General features: G+C 66.2%; 15 protein-coding genes, 7 tRNA genes and 1 riboswitch. Of the genes, 7 read left to right on the top strand and 15 right to left on the bottom strand.

The window, feature by feature from the left end; translation table 11 throughout:
- Positions 1–687 precede the first annotated feature (687 nt).
- Complete coding sequence (locus AC5RVB_RS15060) at positions 688–2,142, top strand: HNH endonuclease signature motif containing protein (protein WP_494143054.1); 1,455 nt, start codon at positions 688–690, stop codon at positions 2,140–2,142.
- Between the two features lie 127 nt (positions 2,143–2,269).
- On the opposite strand, the gene AC5RVB_RS15055 is transcribed toward AC5RVB_RS15060, so the two are convergent.
- From AC5RVB_RS15055 to AC5RVB_RS14985, 15 genes are all read right to left on the bottom strand, one after another.
- Complete coding sequence (locus AC5RVB_RS15055) at positions 2,270–2,629, bottom strand: MmcQ/YjbR family DNA-binding protein (RefSeq protein ID WP_423724593.1); 360 nt, start codon at positions 2,627–2,629, stop codon at positions 2,270–2,272.
- A gap of 48 nt (positions 2,630–2,677) precedes the next feature.
- Complete coding sequence (locus AC5RVB_RS15050) at positions 2,678–3,775, bottom strand: DNA alkylation repair protein (RefSeq protein WP_494143053.1); 1,098 nt, start codon at positions 3,773–3,775, stop codon at positions 2,678–2,680.
- 278 nt (positions 3,776–4,053) lie between these two features.
- Positions 4,054–4,737 (bottom strand): GNAT family N-acetyltransferase, encoded by a 684-nt coding sequence (locus tag AC5RVB_RS15045; RefSeq protein WP_494143052.1) that lies wholly within the window; start codon positions 4,735–4,737, stop codon positions 4,054–4,056.
- A gap of 3 nt (positions 4,738–4,740) precedes the next feature.
- Positions 4,741–5,223 carry a 6,7-dimethyl-8-ribityllumazine synthase gene (gene ribH / locus AC5RVB_RS15040; RefSeq protein ID WP_494143051.1) on the bottom strand — a complete coding sequence of 161 codons (483 nt, stop codon included), beginning with the start codon at positions 5,221–5,223 and terminating at the stop codon, positions 4,741–4,743.
- A gap of 32 nt (positions 5,224–5,255) precedes the next feature.
- Entirely contained in the window at positions 5,256–5,915 is a 660-nt protein-coding gene (gene ribA / locus AC5RVB_RS15035) for a GTP cyclohydrolase II (RefSeq protein ID WP_227927945.1), read from the bottom strand.
- Positions 5,912–6,553: a 3,4-dihydroxy-2-butanone-4-phosphate synthase gene (gene ribB, locus AC5RVB_RS15030; protein ID WP_494143050.1), complete on the bottom strand. Its 642-nt coding sequence runs from the start codon at positions 6,551–6,553 to the stop codon at positions 5,912–5,914. The genes ribA and ribB overlap by 4 nt, the downstream gene beginning before the upstream one ends.
- On the bottom strand, positions 6,550–7,221 hold the full coding sequence (locus AC5RVB_RS15025; RefSeq protein WP_494143049.1) for a riboflavin synthase: 672 nt from the start codon (positions 7,219–7,221) through the stop codon (positions 6,550–6,552). The genes ribB and AC5RVB_RS15025 overlap by 4 nt, the downstream gene beginning before the upstream one ends.
- Entirely contained in the window at positions 7,222–8,298 is a 1,077-nt protein-coding gene (ribD, locus tag AC5RVB_RS15020; RefSeq protein WP_494143048.1) for a bifunctional diaminohydroxyphosphoribosylaminopyrimidine deaminase/5-amino-6-(5-phosphoribosylamino)uracil reductase RibD, read from the bottom strand.
- 2 nt (positions 8,299–8,300) lie between these two features.
- A complete protein-coding gene (gene pnuC, locus AC5RVB_RS15015) occupies positions 8,301–8,984 on the bottom strand; it encodes a nicotinamide riboside transporter PnuC (protein ID WP_227927949.1) in 684 nt (227 codons plus the stop codon).
- 168 nt (positions 8,985–9,152) lie between these two features.
- A riboswitch (FMN riboswitch) is annotated at positions 9,153–9,298 on the bottom strand.
- A 9-nt stretch (positions 9,299–9,307) separates the two neighbouring features.
- Positions 9,308–9,976 (bottom strand): ribulose-phosphate 3-epimerase, encoded by a 669-nt coding sequence (gene rpe, locus AC5RVB_RS15010; RefSeq protein WP_227902126.1) that lies wholly within the window; start codon positions 9,974–9,976, stop codon positions 9,308–9,310.
- Positions 9,977–10,000: 24 nt separating this feature from the next.
- On the bottom strand, positions 10,001–11,494 hold the full coding sequence (locus AC5RVB_RS15005; RefSeq protein WP_227927951.1) for an RsmB/NOP family class I SAM-dependent RNA methyltransferase: 1,494 nt from the start codon (positions 11,492–11,494) through the stop codon (positions 10,001–10,003).
- Positions 11,491–12,426 carry a methionyl-tRNA formyltransferase gene (fmt, locus tag AC5RVB_RS15000; RefSeq protein ID WP_227902128.1) on the bottom strand — a complete coding sequence of 312 codons (936 nt, stop codon included), beginning with the start codon at positions 12,424–12,426 and terminating at the stop codon, positions 11,491–11,493. The genes AC5RVB_RS15005 and fmt overlap by 4 nt, the downstream gene beginning before the upstream one ends.
- A gap of 5 nt (positions 12,427–12,431) precedes the next feature.
- Positions 12,432–13,025, bottom strand: coding sequence for a peptide deformylase (gene def, locus AC5RVB_RS14995; RefSeq protein WP_227902129.1), 594 nt, complete (start codon positions 13,023–13,025; stop codon positions 12,432–12,434).
- A gap of 44 nt (positions 13,026–13,069) precedes the next feature.
- Entirely contained in the window at positions 13,070–13,984 is a 915-nt protein-coding gene (locus AC5RVB_RS14990) for a PD-(D/E)XK nuclease family protein (RefSeq protein ID WP_227902130.1), read from the bottom strand.
- Between the two features lie 143 nt (positions 13,985–14,127).
- Positions 14,128–14,202 (bottom strand) — tRNA-Val (locus tag AC5RVB_RS14985).
- Positions 14,203–14,425: 223 nt separating this feature from the next.
- On the opposite strand from AC5RVB_RS14985, the gene AC5RVB_RS14980 reads away from it, so the two are divergent.
- The 6 genes from AC5RVB_RS14980 (at position 14,426) to AC5RVB_RS14955 (ending at position 15,082) form a co-directional block, all read left to right on the top strand.
- Positions 14,426–14,499, top strand: a tRNA-Gly gene (locus AC5RVB_RS14980).
- Between the two features lie 71 nt (positions 14,500–14,570).
- Positions 14,571–14,644: transfer RNA gene (locus AC5RVB_RS14975), tRNA-Cys, on the top strand.
- Positions 14,645–14,681: 37 nt separating this feature from the next.
- Positions 14,682–14,753: transfer RNA gene (locus AC5RVB_RS14970), tRNA-Val, on the top strand.
- A gap of 28 nt (positions 14,754–14,781) precedes the next feature.
- Positions 14,782–14,855 (top strand) — tRNA-Gly (locus AC5RVB_RS14965).
- A gap of 56 nt (positions 14,856–14,911) precedes the next feature.
- Positions 14,912–14,983: transfer RNA gene (locus AC5RVB_RS14960), tRNA-Val, on the top strand.
- Between the two features lie 25 nt (positions 14,984–15,008).
- Positions 15,009–15,082: transfer RNA gene (locus tag AC5RVB_RS14955), tRNA-Gly, on the top strand.
- The last annotated feature ends 53 nt before the right edge of the window (positions 15,083–15,135 follow it).

Genomic DNA, 15,135 nt, shown 5'->3' with positions numbered 1-15,135 from the left:
GCACCGGCGAGCAGAACAGCCAGGGGGCCCAGCGCAGCGACAATTTCCCACCAGGAGGTGGCACTCTCTGCGGGAAGAGCGGGAGCGACGGCGGGGGCGCGGGTGGGAACGCGGATCGGGAGGGCCCGGGACGGGAATTGTCGGGCTCGGACGCCTCGACTTCGGGAGCATCGGCTCGGAAATCGTTGGTTTCGGAGGCCCCTGCTTCGGATGTGCCGGCCTCGGAGGCCTCGACAGAGGAGAAGTAGCCCTCATCAGAATCAGGTTGGCCGGTGCAAAGACGGTGACAGTCTGCCGGTCAGCGCTTTCGGGCGCGGGCCTCTCAATCCAGTGGGCGGGAACGACCCTCTTTTCCGCGCTGCAGGGACATGCTGCTGGAACATGCTTCAGGGGCTAGCGCGGATAGGTAGTTTGGCCCCAAAAGACGGGTATTTCGAGTTTTACGGGGTGCCGTTTTGCGCCTGTTTTTGGCTCTGAAATGTCAGTGCCGGATGAAATGCTGAAAGCATGGATCAGGACGGGAATACCGGGTGCGGAACCGGAATACCGGCCGGCGAAGACCTTCCACGGGAAGGGGCAGCCGGCGGTCCGGATGCGCCTTCGAAACCGTCTGCCATGGCCCCGACCAGTCTCGCGGTATATCGTGCCGATCGGGCTGGTGAATCTGTCGAGGGGTCTGCGGATGCCATGCCCGCTGCAAGTTCCACGCGTACAGCCAGTGCCTCTGCTTCCACCAGTCCCGCAGGCGCCCCCGGCAATGCGGAATGCTCAGGCAACGGTTATCCGGACGGTTTTACCGGAATCCTGGCATTGGCGAATCTTGAGTCCTTTGACGAAGTAACGACGGGCGAAGCTCTGGGCCGAATGGCACATTTGATTGCGTGGGCGCAGGCGCAGCAGGCCAGGCTGATGAACCGCATGCAGGAGGTCTTCCGGGACAGCTACCATGACGCCACCGGCCGGCTGGAACCGGGCATGGCGTTCAGCCTCGCTTCCACCGAGTGCGCGGCCATCCTAAGAATCCCGCAAATGACGGCACAACGGCTGATGGACGAGGCCGGCAGCCTCTGCGGTCCGCACGCCGCGACCCTCACCGCTCTGGAGGAAGGCACGCTCAGCTACCCGCATACGCAGGTCCTGCTGGACCAGTGCGAGAACGTTCCTGCCGCTGACCTGCCGGAACTTGAAGCGGACCTGCTGGCCGCTGCCGAAGGTCAGACCCGGGCACAGTTCTCCGCCAAAGCCCGCAGACTGCGGGAGAAACAGTATCCGCAAACCATTCCCGCACGGCACCAAAGCGCGTTCGAGAAACGGAAGGTCACCCTCGATCCGGTTGAGGACGGTATGTCCTGGCTATCAGCCCTTTTGCCGGCACCGGACGCCCAGCAGATCTACACCGCCCTGAGCACCTCCGCCCAGGGAGAACAGACGGCCGGTGACCCGCGGGGCAGGGACCAGTTGCGTGCGGACATCCTCGCCCAGCTCCTGATGGGCGGCCTGGGATCAGCCCGCAACCAGCGCGCGGGCAGGCCCGACGGTGGAGGCCACGCAGGCAAAGCCGGCGGTGGTGATGTAACCGGGGAACACACCGATCCGGACGATATTGGCAGCATCCCGCGCGCCGAGATCATGGTGCTGATCAGCGCTGAAACCCTCTTCGGTGCTAACGAGGAACCCGCCGAACTCCACGGTTACGGGCCCATCAGTGCCGAAGCCGCCCGGCGGCTGGCCCGCAACGCGACCCGCTGGACCGGACTTGTCCGGGATCCGCACACCGGAGAGATCCTGGGTGTGGGCAGGCGCCGGAAAGTCCCCGCCGGGCTCGCCCGCTGGTTACGGGCACGGGACGGGACCTGCCGGTTCCCGGGATGCCGGGTCAGTACCGGGGTGACCGAGATTGACCACACCAAAGACTGGGCCAAGGGCGGGAACACCGATCATTCGAACCTGGCTCACCTGTGCCGGAGACATCACCGGTTCAAGACCCTGGGTTATTGGAAGGCCTGCCAACCTTCGCCGGGGGTGTTGGAATGGACCTCGCCCACCGGCCGGGTCTACCGGACCGAGCCCTTCCTGGAACTGGCGGACGCGGATCCAAACGCACGCTCCGTCCCCGGACCGGAAGAGGTACCCCCGTTCTGACGAGGTTCGTCCCGAAGGACACCAGCCCGTTCAACACCTCATTCGCAGTCCTCATTCGGGCTGGACACCATACCGCTCTTCCAGCAATTGACGAATCAGTAGCCCCCACGCGCCGACCCGCCGGCTGCTATTTGCCGAACCGCCCCGGGTCTACAGGCCGGATGTCTCTGGGCAGCTTTTCGACAACCAACAGGTAGGACTCCGTCACCAGATCATCCACCAAACCTGCATCGATGTCCCTTCCCGGAGTCAGCGTGATCCAGTGCTTCTTATTCATGTGGTAGCCGGGCGTGACGTGCTCATAGGCCTCTTGGAGTGTCCGCCCATCATCGGGCGCCGCTTTCAGGATCACCATCGGGGTTCCGGTGGTTTCCGTAAGCAGCATAAAGACCTTTCCCCGAACCTTGAACACTTCCCAGTCCGGCCCGAAGGGATGCACCAGTCCGGCACCCGGCAACTCCTCGGTCCGTGCTGCGGCTCGTTCCAATAACGCTGTTCCCTGCAAGAGACCCCGCCCTCTCATTCGCCTCGGGCTTTAGACACGGACCTCAAACTCCAGCCGCCCGTGCCGGACACCGTTGATCTGCAACTCCAAAGCATGCAACCCCGCATAGTGCCGCCTCGTGGTCATCTGCCGGAAGGCGTGCCTGCCGGAGAGTTTCCGCGACTCCCCCGGTGCCAGTTCCACGGTGGCCAGCTTGAAGACTTTCTCCGCAGTGGACCCCCGAGCCTTCACAAAGTGCACGGCATAATCCACCGCCAACTTCACCGGAGCATCTCCCATATTGGTGAGAAGGAATCCGAACGCCAGCTTCGCAGGAAGCGTGAGCATCCCGCCCTCGGCATGCAGGTCCGTGACGCTGACCTGCGCCGGAGCGAAACCCATCAGCGCCAGTGCCCCGGGATTGCCCTTTTTCACCAGCGTCCGCAGAGCATGCCGTACCACCCATGTGCTTTCCGGAGTACCTGTCTGCTGCCACTGCCCTGCCTTCGCAAGCACCATGTCGGGAGCATGCCGCGCCAGATCGTTGGCATGGTTGGCCACCGAGCGGCGAACGTAGTCCTCGGGGTCATTGTGCAAGGCATCAAGAATCGGCAGCGTAGCTTCCGGCCGGCCCATTAGCTGCGGCACCCGAACGGCCCAGGGCAGATATGGCCTGGTCCCCTCGCTCGCCAACCTTCGAACGTGCTGATCCGGATGCCAGGTCCACTCCTGGATGATCGCCAGCGCGCGGTCCGGCCTGGCCTGGAGCAGGCGCCGAATAGCGAATTCGCTGGTCAGCCGAGGTGTCAGCTCCGCCAGCAGGGCCAGAGCGTCATCAAACTCAGCCTCACCGCCGGATTCCAGCGCTAAAGTCACAGCAGCCTCAGTAACCGGCCAGAGCGCCCACCCCTTGAACGCCGGGTCGGCCAGAGCCGCACGAAATACTGAAGCAGCCGCCGAATATGAACCCAGGGCCCGGACCAGGGCTCCGGCAACCAGGTCAGTCCGGCCGCGAAGCGATAAGGGATCCAACCGGTCACGCGTTGCAAGGACAGAGCCAAGGTCGGCCCCCGGCACATTACCCGCAGCTGCAGCACTCAGTACGTTGTACAGCTCCGTAACCTCTTTAGGCCCGAGCATGTCATCCATTGCGCCGATGGTATTTCCCCTTTCCTGATGCACGGCATCCCGACCCACGGCTTCCACGGAGAGGCTCGGCTCCGCAGCCCGACAGCAACGGGGCCGCATAGCTCCGGAGCGCTCCAACCTTGTGGGGCCTGGAGAAGACATGATGCGTGAAGAACCAGTCTCGCAGGTGCGCCGTTACGGTGCCGCAGGAAGCCGCGTCATCCAGAGGTCGCAGCCTCGCCCGCCGTTACGGTGCCGCAGGAAGCCGCGTCATCCAGAGGTCGCAGCCTCGCCCGCCGTTACGGTGCCGCAGGAAGCCGCGTCATCCAGAGGTCCCCCGTGTATTCTGCCCCGGGCACTCCCCCATGCTCTGCGCCGCGGTCACCCACGCGATCCCGCACGCGATCCCGTCCGCGGTCCCGCACCCGGTCACCCACGCGATCCCGCCCGCGGTCCCGCACCCGGTCCCGCCCGCGATCCCGCCCGTGGTCCCCTTCGCCTTGCCCCGGCTCGGCAACAAAACCGAACCGGGCATACAGCCGGGCGCTGGCCCCGGTAGTCGCCTCAAGATGGACCACATCAGTGCAACCGGCCAACCGGTGCGTAAGCAGTTTTCCTCCGGTTCCCTGTCCCCGCCCGTCCGGAGCCACCGCAATACCTTCCAGAAGCCAGCCACGAAGATGCTCCCGCTGACGACGGGAAAACAACCGGGTGATCCGGCCGATCAGCCCGCCGGGACGCTGCCCCGGCGGATACCACAACGCCACTCCCACCAACCGCCCGGCATCCCAGGCGCCGTCGGCGTTGCCAGCCGGAACCAGGTCCTGGAGACAGCGCCGGTAGTACCGCGTCAGCGCCGGACGGATCCGTCGGCCACGGAACACACGCTGCCAGCTGGGATCGGCTACAAAAACGTCCACAAGAATCTCCAGCGCGTCAGCCACATCGCTGCCGGCCAACGGCCTGACGGTAATCCCGCTCATGGTTTACACCCCGGCGCCGCGCAGCTCGGCCACGGTCAGCACCGCCGCCGCCGTTGCCTCATAGCCCTTGTCCTCGGACGAGCCCGGCAGCCCGGCACGGTCCAAACCCTGCTGCTCCGTGTCGCAGGTCAGCACTCCAAAACCTACAGGCGTTCCGGTGGACACGCTGACATCGGTCAGGCCGGTGGTCGCCGCCGAGCAGACGTAATCAAAGTGCGGGGTCCCGCCCCGGATGACGACGCCGAGAGCCACCACCGCATCGTAGTGCGGTGCCAGCCGGGCAGCGGCAACAGGAAGCTCGAAGCTGCCGGGAACCCGGATCAGCTTCGGCCGCAACCCGGCCTCCTCGGCAGCACGCAGGGCGCCGGCAATAAGCCCGTCCATGATTTCGGTATGCCAGCTGGCAGCCACAATGGCCAGCTTTACCGGTACCCCGGCCAGCCGGATGCCGCTGAGGTCAGAGGCGGGTGCGCCGTGTCCGCTCATGTGATGATGCTCCTTAGTTAGGGGAAAGTGGTTCAGCTTTGCTGCACGGGCTTGGTGCGCAGCAGGGTCAGGTGATGGTCCATCCGGTCCCGCTTGGTCTGCAGGTACCGCTCGTTCTCGGCACGGATGGGCACTTCGGAAGGCACCATGGCCTCCACCTCAATATCAAAACGACGCATCCAGTCCTGCTTGGCCGGGTTGTTGGTCAGCAGCCGGATCCGGTGCAGGCCCAACTGGTGCAGGATGTCAGCGGCTGCCTGGTAATCGCGGGCATCCACCGGCAGGCCGAGCTGCTCGTTCGCCTCTACCGTGTCCGCACCGGCTTCCTGCAAGGCGTAGGCCCGCAGCTTGTTGGCCAGGCCGATTCCGCGGCCTTCCTGGCCGCGCAGGTACACGATGGTTCCGCCGTACAGTGCAATCAGTTCCATGGCCTGTTCCAGCTGTTCACCACAGTCGCAACGGTAGGAGCCAAAGACGTCTCCGGTGAGGCATTCCGAATGCAGCCGGACCAGCGGTGCACCCTCGCCCAGAGTGCCGGCGCGTTCAGTTTCGGTCCCGGGTGCGGAGAGGGTCATGTGCTCGACGCCGGTACGCGTGTCCGTCCACGCGGTGGCGGTGAAGTCCCCGAACGCGGTGGGCAGATGGACCTCGGGGCCGGGCAGGACGGGCGGACTGGCTACGGCTTCACTCATGCTCCGGCCCTCCTCAGCTGGACGTACTGCACCAGGTCCTCAATTGAGATCAGCGGGATTCGGTGGGCATCCGCGAAGTCCCGCAGCGCCGGCAGGCGCATCATGTCGCCGTCGTCGTGCACCAGTTCGGCAATCACGCCCACCGGAGTGCATCCCGCCAGCTCCGCGAGTTCCACGGCAGCTTCGGTATGCCCGCGGCGTTCGCGCACACCGCCGTCGGCGGCATGCAGCGGAAAAATGTGTCCGGGCCGGTGCAGCTGGGCGGGCGTTGCGGCGGGGTCCGAGAGCACCCGGGCGGTGCGGGCACGGTCGGAGGCGCTGATGCCGGTAGTGGTGCCCTCGGCGGCATCGCAGGAGACGGTGTAGGCGGTGCCCTTTGCATCCTGGTTCACCACCGTCATGGGCGGCAGGTCCAGCCGGTCCGCATAGCTGCCGGGCAGCGGCACGCACACGACGCCGGAACTGTACCTAACGGTCCAGCCCATCAGTTCGGGAGTGGCGTGCTGCGCGGCGAAGATGATGTCTCCTTCGTTCTCGCGGTCGGCATCGTCCACCACCACGACGGCGCGGCCGGCAGCGATGGCTTCCACGGCCTCAGTCACGGGGTTCAGCACAATGTGCGTGGCGGGTGCGCTCATGACGTCTCCTGCATGCCGTGCCCGGTTTCAGCGGCAGAGTGCGCCGGTTTGCGGGGATTTGCGAAGGACAGCAGGCGTTCGGCGTACTTGGCCAACACATCCACTTCCAGGTTCACCCGTCCCCCGGCCCGCAGTTTCCCCAAACCCGTTTCCGCCAGTGTGGTGGGAATCAGGCCCACCTCGAACCACTGCTCCTCCGCACCGGCGGGACTGACAGCGGTGACGGTCAGGGACACGCCGTCCACGGCGATGGACCCTTTCTCGGCAATGTACTTCGCCAGCTCGGCAGGGACACCGAACCGCAGCCGGTCCCAGCTGCCCAGGTTTTCGCGTTCGAGCAACCGTCCGACACCGTCCACATGGCCCTGGACCACATGACCGTCCAGCCGCCCGCCGGCAGGGACGCAACGTTCCAGGTTGACTGTGGCACCGGGCGCCAGGTCGCCGGTCGTGGTGCGGGTGAGGGTTTCACCCATAACGTCCACGCTGACCGCTCCGTCGCGGATGTCGGTGGCGGTGAGGCAGACTCCGTTGACGGCAATCGAGCCGCCCGGCTCCAGTCCCCTGCCGGTTTCGGGGGCGGTGATCACCAGGACGGCGCCGTCGCCGTCAGTGTTCGGTGCCAGGGAAACCACGCTGCCCTGTTCAGCAACTATGCCGGTAAACATTCATGCGTCCTTTGCGTTGTTTCGTATCAAAGCCGGTTCCGGTTCCAGCCGCAGCCGCAGGTCATCCCCGACCATTGCGGTGGCACCGCCTGCGGCGTGATCCCACCGCCAGCGTGAAGCGTCAGCCAGTGTGTGGACACCGAGGCCGGCCACGGAGCCGGTGCCCGCACCGAGTAGCAGCGGAGCGGTGTACACCACCAGTTCGTCCACCAGCCCGGCCTGCAGGAAAGCGCCGGCCACGGTGGCGCCGCCTTCCACCAGCACGTGCCGCACGCCGCGGCCGTACAGGTCGGCGGCGACACCGGCCGGATCATGCCCGGCCAGCTGCAGGAATCGTCCGTCGCTGCCGCGTACCGCAGCATCCTCAGGAACCTGGCGGCGTCCGACGACGACGCGCAGCGGCTGCCGCCGGGACTCACCGCCGTCTGCGTCCCGGGCGGTCAGACGCGGGTTGTCTGCGATGACCGTGCCGGTGCCTGCCAGGATGGCGTCCACCCGGGCGCGGAGCCGCTGCCCGTCCCGGCGCGCCTCGGGGCCGGTGATCCATTGGCTGCTGCCGTCCTCCGCGGCAATCCGGCCGTCCAGGCTGGAGGCCAGCTTCAGCGTGATAAAGGGGCGGCGTTCCGCCGTGGCCGCGGTCCAGCGGGCGTTCAGCTCTGCTGCCGGCCCGGCACCCAGTCCTGAGGCCACATCGATTCCTGCGGCCTGCAGGGCTGCGGCTCCTCCGGCAGCGGCATCGTTGGGATCTCCTACGGCAAACACCACCCGGCCCAGCCCGGCGTTGATGATCGCCTGGGAGCAGGGTCCGGTACGGCCGGTGTGGTTGCACGGTTCCAGGGTCACCACCATGGTGGCGCCGGTGACGTCCGCGCCGGCTGCGCGGGCGTTGGCGAGGGCATCGGCTTCGGCATGCGGTGTGCCGGCGCCGCGGTGATACCCGGTGGCGAGGGTCGCGCCGTCGGCGTCGAGAATCACCGCGCCGACCAGCGGGTTCGCGCCCCGCACTCCTCTGGCAGCTAGGTCCAGTGCCCTGTCCATCGCGGAGACTTCACCCGGGGTGAAGGGATCAGCAGGCATGCTCAGCGGGTCCGGATGTCCGGCATTAGGACTTCCACCTGCGGTTTTTCATTCTTCTTCGCCTTCCACCAGACAAAGAACCCGGCGAGGGTGAAGCAGCCGTAGAAGAGGTACATAAAGGCGGTGGCGTAGTAGCCGGCGCTGAAGAGCAGCGGGACGCCGACAATGTCCACGGCCACCCAGATCAGCCAGAATTCCACCCAGCCCTTGGCCATGCCGTACGTGGCAAGCAGCGAGCCAACGAAGGTCCAGGCGTCGGCCCACACGGGTTCGTAGGACCCCAGCCGGGCGAAGACCGGGGTCAGTGCCACGGTGCCCAGCAGCATCACCGTGACCAGGCCGATCCGCTGCCGGCCGGTCGCCCACTGCGGTGTCACGGCGGCGTCGCCGTTGGTTTTGCTCTGCTGCCAGCGCCGCCAGCCGTAGATGGACACTGCAATGAACATGATCTGGCGTCCGGCCTGGCCCAGCAGGGTGGCAGTGTCGGCCGAGCCGAAGATGGACCCGAGGAAAACGGTCAGCAAAAGCAAGTTGCCCAGGATGCCCACAGGCCAGGCCCAGACCTTGCGGCGCATACCGCCGAGGGCGCTGAGCAGTCCGAAGATGTTGCCGAGAAGTTCGCGCACCAGCAGCGAGCTTGAGCCCACCGGTAGCTGTGCGTCAAAGAGCCACCGCAGAAAATCCATGTCGTCCTTTATCCCTAAGCTGCTGCTCCGGGGCGGGGTACGACAGGCGTACGGCAGTGGGTGCGTCGCCGGCAGCCAGGGGTCCTTAAGGGACCCGGTGAAACCCCGGCGGATTCCCGGTTAAGGGACCCGCGGCAGGGTTGGCAAAGCCGGCGGAACAACAAACTGCACGTGCTTCTCCCATCCAGACTTTAACTGTCGGTATCGGAATTTCACCGATTCAACCGAACCGCTTCCCCGAGGTTCTCGGATCAGCAGTGCGGGTCGCGGACTATAACCGCCGGTTCGGAATTACACCGACCCCGGAGCACGTTTGTTAGGAACTATTCTTGCACAGCCGCTTCCGCGGACGCGCGGAGTTTACGTATAGCGTCATTAGGATCACCCGATCCGTAAACCGCGGACCCGGCCACAAAGACGTTCGCGCCGGCTTCCGCGGCCCGTTCAATGGTCTCGGCAGAAATTCCGCCGTCCACCTGGATGGCCAGCGGCAGCCCGGACCCGCGGACCGCTTCGGCGGCCCGGCGGATCTTGGGCAGCGTCACGTCCAGGAACTTCTGTCCGCCGAAGCCCGGCTCCACCGTCATGATCAGCAGCATGTCCAGCTCGGAGAGCATGTCCAGGTACGGCTCCACCGGAGTGGCAGGGCGCAGCGCCATACCGGCCTTGGCACCGCGGTCCCGCAGGTCACGCGCCAGCTTGATCGGCGCCGTCGCGGCCTCCACATGGAAGGTGACCGAAGCCAGGCCCGCCTCGGCGTAGAGCGGAGCCCACCGGTCGGCGTCGGAAATCATCAGGTGCGCATCCAGCGGCAGCTGGGAGACCTGCTGGATCCGCTCCACTACGGGCAGCCCGATGGTCAGGTTGGGCACAAAGTGGTTGTCCATAACGTCTACGTGCACCGCGTCGGCAGCGCTGATCCGCTCCAGTTCGGCTTCAAGGTTGACGAAATCTGCCGAGAGGATGCTCGGGTTGATGCAGCACTTGCTCACTTGGGTCTCCGTGGGTTGGGCGGATCAGATCTTGCGGCGGATGAGCGCCAGGAACATGGCGTCGGTGGAGTGGATGTGCGGCCACAGCTGGGCGGTGGACTCGTGTCCGGCCTCCAGCGCACCGGGCAGGCTGGCCGCATCCAGTGCCGCACCGGCATCCAGCAGCTCCAGGTCGTTGCGCTTGCGCAGCACGTCGGCGACGACGGCGGTGGTCTCGGCAGGGTGCGGCGAGCACGTCACGTACGCCACCACGCCGCCGGGCTTTACGGCGTCAACGGCGGTGGTCAGCAGTTCGCGCTGCAGGATGCCCAGATCGCCGACGTCGCCGGGCTGGCGGCGCCAGCGCGATTCGGGGCGGCGGCGCAGGGCGCCAAGGCCGGTACAGGGGGCGTCCACGAGGATCCGGTCAAAGGTCTCCGGATAGTCCTCGGCAATGGTGCGTCCGTCGCCGGTGCGAACGTTCCAGGTTTCCCCGGGGACCGCGTCCAGGGCTTGGCGGACCAGCTGGGCCCGGTGCGGAGCCGGCTCGTTGGCCAGCAGCACGGCGCCCTGCTCATGGGCCAGTGCGGCCAGGAGCGTGGCCTTCCCGCCGGGACCGGCGCACATGTCCAGCCACTTTTCCACGCCGTCCTCATCGATGGAGGACCCGTCCAGCTCCACTTCAGCCAGGGCACGGGCCACCAGCTGCGAACCGGCGTCCTGCACCCGGGTGGTGCCGGCGCGCACGGAGTCCAGCCGGCCGACGTCGCCGGCCGCGAACAGTGCGGAATCCTTCACCAGTTCACCGTCGGTTGCACCGGCTTTCCTGGCTTCGTCCAGATCACCCAGACCGGGCAGCGCCACCAGGTTCACCACGGGTGCGTCGTTGTCGGCGCGGAGCAGGTCGGTGATTTCCTCGACACTGCGGCCGTGGGCCACCAGGGACTGCCGCAGTGCGCGGACAATCCATTCGGGATGGCTGTGCTCAATGGCGGCACGCTTCACCGCATCGGTTTCCCCGGCGGTGAGGATCTCCACCCAGTCCTCCAGGCTGCGGGCCGAAACCTTGCGCAGCACTGCATTGATCAGCGCCGAGGGTCCGGCCCCGATGACGGCGCGGGCCAGGCCCACGGTCTGGTCCAGGGCCGCGTGGGCGGGCACGCGCATGGCCAGCAGCTGGTGCGCACCGATCCGCAGCGCATCCAGCACCGCCGGGTCCAGACGCTCCAGGGGACGGTCCACGCACTTGGCCAGGATGGCGTCATAGGTGCCCTGGCCGCGCAGCGCACCGTAGGCCAGTTCCGTGGCGAAGCCGGCGTCGCGCTTATCCAGCCGGTGTTTGCGGATGCTCTTGGGCAGCACCAGGTTGGCGTACGCGTCCTCGCCGGAGACGGCGCGGAGCACCTCGAACGCCACCAGGCGGGCGGGATCGGCCGCGCGGGTGCGCTGGCCGGGAGCAACGGCGGTGCGGGTTTTCACGGCGGCGCGGCGGCGTTCGTGGCCCTTTTCGTTGCGTTTCTTTTCGGGCTGGGAGGTCATTCGAAGACCACGTCCTCACGGTTGGCGAGGCCGCGGGCCCAGTCGGCCCCCGGCATCATTTTCTTGCCGGCAGGCTGCACGCGCAGCAGTTCCAGGGCATGGGAGCCGGTGCCCACCAGTGCGGCTGCGCTGCCGCCTCCGCTGAAGCGGACCTGGCCGGGGCGCAGGTCGGTGATGTCCGGGCGCAGGGCTGCGGCGCCGATCTTGAACCGGGCACCGTCCCATGAGGTCCAGGCACCGGGCTCGGGGGTGACCCCGTTGATGCGGCGGCGGATGGCCAGGGCGGGCTGGGTCCAGTCCACCCGGGCATCCTCGATGGTGAGCTTGGGGGCCAGAGACACCTCGCCCTGCTGGGGTACGGCCACCGCGGCACCGGATTCCACGGCGCTGAGCGTCTGGGTCAGCAGCACGGCACCGGAATGCGAGAGGCGTTCCAGCAGGTCCCCGCTGGTGTCATCGGGCTGTACGGTTTCGGTCAGCGTGCCGTAGACGGGACCGGTATCCAGCCCCGCCTCCAGCAGGAATGTGGAGGCACCGGTGACATCGTCGCCGGCAATGACCGCATGCTGCACCGGAGCTGCACCTCGCCAGGCGGGCAGCAGGGAGAAGTGCAGGTTGATCCAGCCGTGCTTCGGGACGGTGAGGGCACGGGCCGGAACCAGTGCGCCGTACGCCACGATCGCGGCGACGTCGGGCGCCAGGGCGGCGATGGCGGTAATGGCTTCATCGTCGACTTTGGCTGCTCGGATCACGGGAAGTCCCAGTTCCTCGGCGCGGGCCGCCACCGGTGACGGGGTTAAGACCTTCTTCCGGCCCAGCGGAGCATCGGGACGGGTCAGGACGCCGACGACGTCGAACCCGGCGCGAACGAGGGCGTCCAGGGACGGAACGGCAACCGAGGGGGTACCGGCAAAAAGAACTCGAAGCGCCACGCGGACTAGGCCCCTGCCTTGTTGCGGGCGCCGAAGGAACCGCCGCCGAACGAGCCGAAGCTGGAGCCCACGCTCTGCGCCCGCTCGCTGACGGTGCGGGCGGCAACCGCGTCATACTCGCGTTGGCGGATGGCACGCAGCGCGGCCTTGCGGTCCTCGCCTTCGAGCCGGTCAATATAGAGCGAACCGTTCAGGTGGTCGGTTTCATGCTGGAAACAGCGCGCGAGCATGCCTTCACCCTCAATGCTGATCGGGTTGCCGTGCAGGTCTACCCCCGTGACGCGGGCCCAGCGGAAGCGCGGTGTCGTGTAGCCGAGTCCGGGGATGGACAGGCAGCCCTCGAGGTGGTCCTCCTGGCGGTCCTCGCTTAGTTCCAGCACCGGGTTCACCACGTGGCCGGACTGACCGTCAATCCGATAGGTGAAAACCCGGAGGCTGACGCCGACCTGCGGGGCCGCCAGCCCGGCGCCGTCGACGTCCTCCATGGTCTCCTCCATGTCCGCTACCAGCTTGGCCAGTTCGGGCCCGAACTCGGTGACGTCTTCGGCCCGGGTCCGCAGAACCGGGTCGCCGAGGGTGCGGATAGTGAGGATGGCCATCGGGTGTTCGTTCCTTACTGTTGCTGCTTGGGATCGAATCCAGTCTAGTTGGCTCCGCCGCTCACCGGGACGGCTGGCGGCTGGATGGGGGTCTCAGATCCCGGAGCGGCATGGGCACCCACCGGAGGCGGCGGCACGGGCAGCAGTGCCCGGCCCGCAGACACTGCGTCCATGCTGGTCTGCCAGACCCGGCGCAGGGCGCAGAACTTGTACCAGTGCTGCGGCAGAACAGCAGGGTTGGCGCGCATGGGCCGTACCTCGGTCTGCCCGACGGCGACGCCGAGCAGCAGCGGCTCCTGCCCGTAGGCCCACGGTTCCCAGGTCCCGGCACCTGCGTCGACCAGGGATTCCTGGGCCTTCATCCCGGCAACCAGCTGCATGACCACTTTGTCATCGAGCGGCTTCACCTGTCCGTCGCGGTCCGTTTTTTTGGTTTTGTAGTCGATCAGGCACAGCCGGCCGCCAATCCGGGCCACCAGGTCCAGGGTGCCGGCGTAACCGACCTCGGCATTCCAGACGGTGATCTCCGGGGCAATGGGCTGGACTTCGTAGAGCTTCCACCATTCATCGAACCGGTCCGCGAACTGGTGTTCACCGCGGGCAGCCAGGTCCTCGCGGGCACGTTCGAGTTCATGCGGCCGGTCCAGTGCGCGCAGTGCCACCTGCTCCGCATAGAAGTGGACGCGCGTTCCCCGTTCCGCGGCGGCGTCGCGGTAGCGTTCGGACGCCGACGATGCGTCCTTGACGACGCTGCGCAGCGCGGACGGGTTTCCCAGGGCGGCGCTCAGCTTGGGATCCTTCACGACGGCGGTGGCTGCCATGTAGCTGTGCCAGCCGTCCAGGGACGTGGAGCCCTGGGCAATCACCGTAGTTATGGAGGGCACCGTGGGCGGTTCGGAAAGCGACCGCGAGTACATCCGTCCATATTCGGTAGCGTGTGCCAATGCTGGTTCAGTCATGTCTCCAGTCTGCCACCCGGCGGTGACAGTCCGCGTGCTGACCTGCCCGGGCCGGTGCAGGCAGCAGGACGCCGGAAGTGCAAGCGCTCCGGGCACAAAAAAGGCCGCCACCTTCCCGAAGGGGAAAGTAACGGCCTTTTAGCTGGTGGGCGATACTGGGTTCGAACCAGTGACCTCTTCGGTGTGAACGAAGCGCGCTACCACTGCGCCAATCGCCCAGCTTTTGCTGTTGCCAGCCGGTGTGCCCGGAAGCACTCCAACGAGTAAAGATGCTAGCCCAGATCCGGCGGGAGTCCAAACCGGCAGGTCAACGGCGTCGCAACCCGGGCCGATTGGACGAACCCGCAAACGTCCTATAGAGTTTTTCTTCGTTGGAAAGCGGGGGTTCGCCGCGGAAAGCGCAAGCATTCCGAGGCAAATAACCCCTAAGTTCTTCAACATGCGGACGTAGCTCAGCTGGCTAGAGCACCACCTTGCCAAGGTGGATGTCGCGGGTTCGAATCCCGTCGTCCGCTCGCAAGTCACTGTACAAGCTGTTCCCTGGATGTTTCATGGATCGGCCAGCCAAAGCTTATGCTGCGGTTACGGTGGGGTGGCCGAGAGGCGAGGCAGCGGCCTGCAAAGCCGTATACGCGGGTTCGAATCCCGTCCCCACCTCCACGGTGATATGTATAGCAAGACCAAGACCCATTTATGGGCGCGATTGGCGCAGCGGTAGCGCGCTTCCCTGACACGGAAGAGGTCACTGGTTCGATCCCAGTATCGCGCACGACAGTACTGTTTTTCGGTGCTTTCTTGCGGACGTAGCTCAGCTGGCTAGAGCACCACCTTGCCAAGGTGGATGTCGCGGGTTCGAATCCCGTCGTCCGCTCTCCCTGCTGCTTATGGTTTTCCAGGAGTAATCCTGAACGGGCCGGGCAGTATAGGGCGCGATTGGCGCAGCGGTAGCGCGCTTCCCTGACACGGAAGAGGTCACTGGTTCGATCCCAGTATCGCGCACGAACAGTTTCGGCTGTTTACATTTGCGGACGTAGCTCAGCTGGCTAGAGCACCACCTTGCCAAGGTGGATGTCGCGGGTTCGAATCCCGTCGTCCGCTCTCCCCCGGTCCATTCGGCCGGAAAAGGAAGGAACAGGTTCTCGCCTGTTCCT

Source organism: Arthrobacter sp. Y3225209 (genome assembly GCF_059090685.1).
The sequence above is the reverse complement of the archived record's forward strand: the minus strand, read 5'-3'. Positions and strand labels throughout refer to the sequence as shown.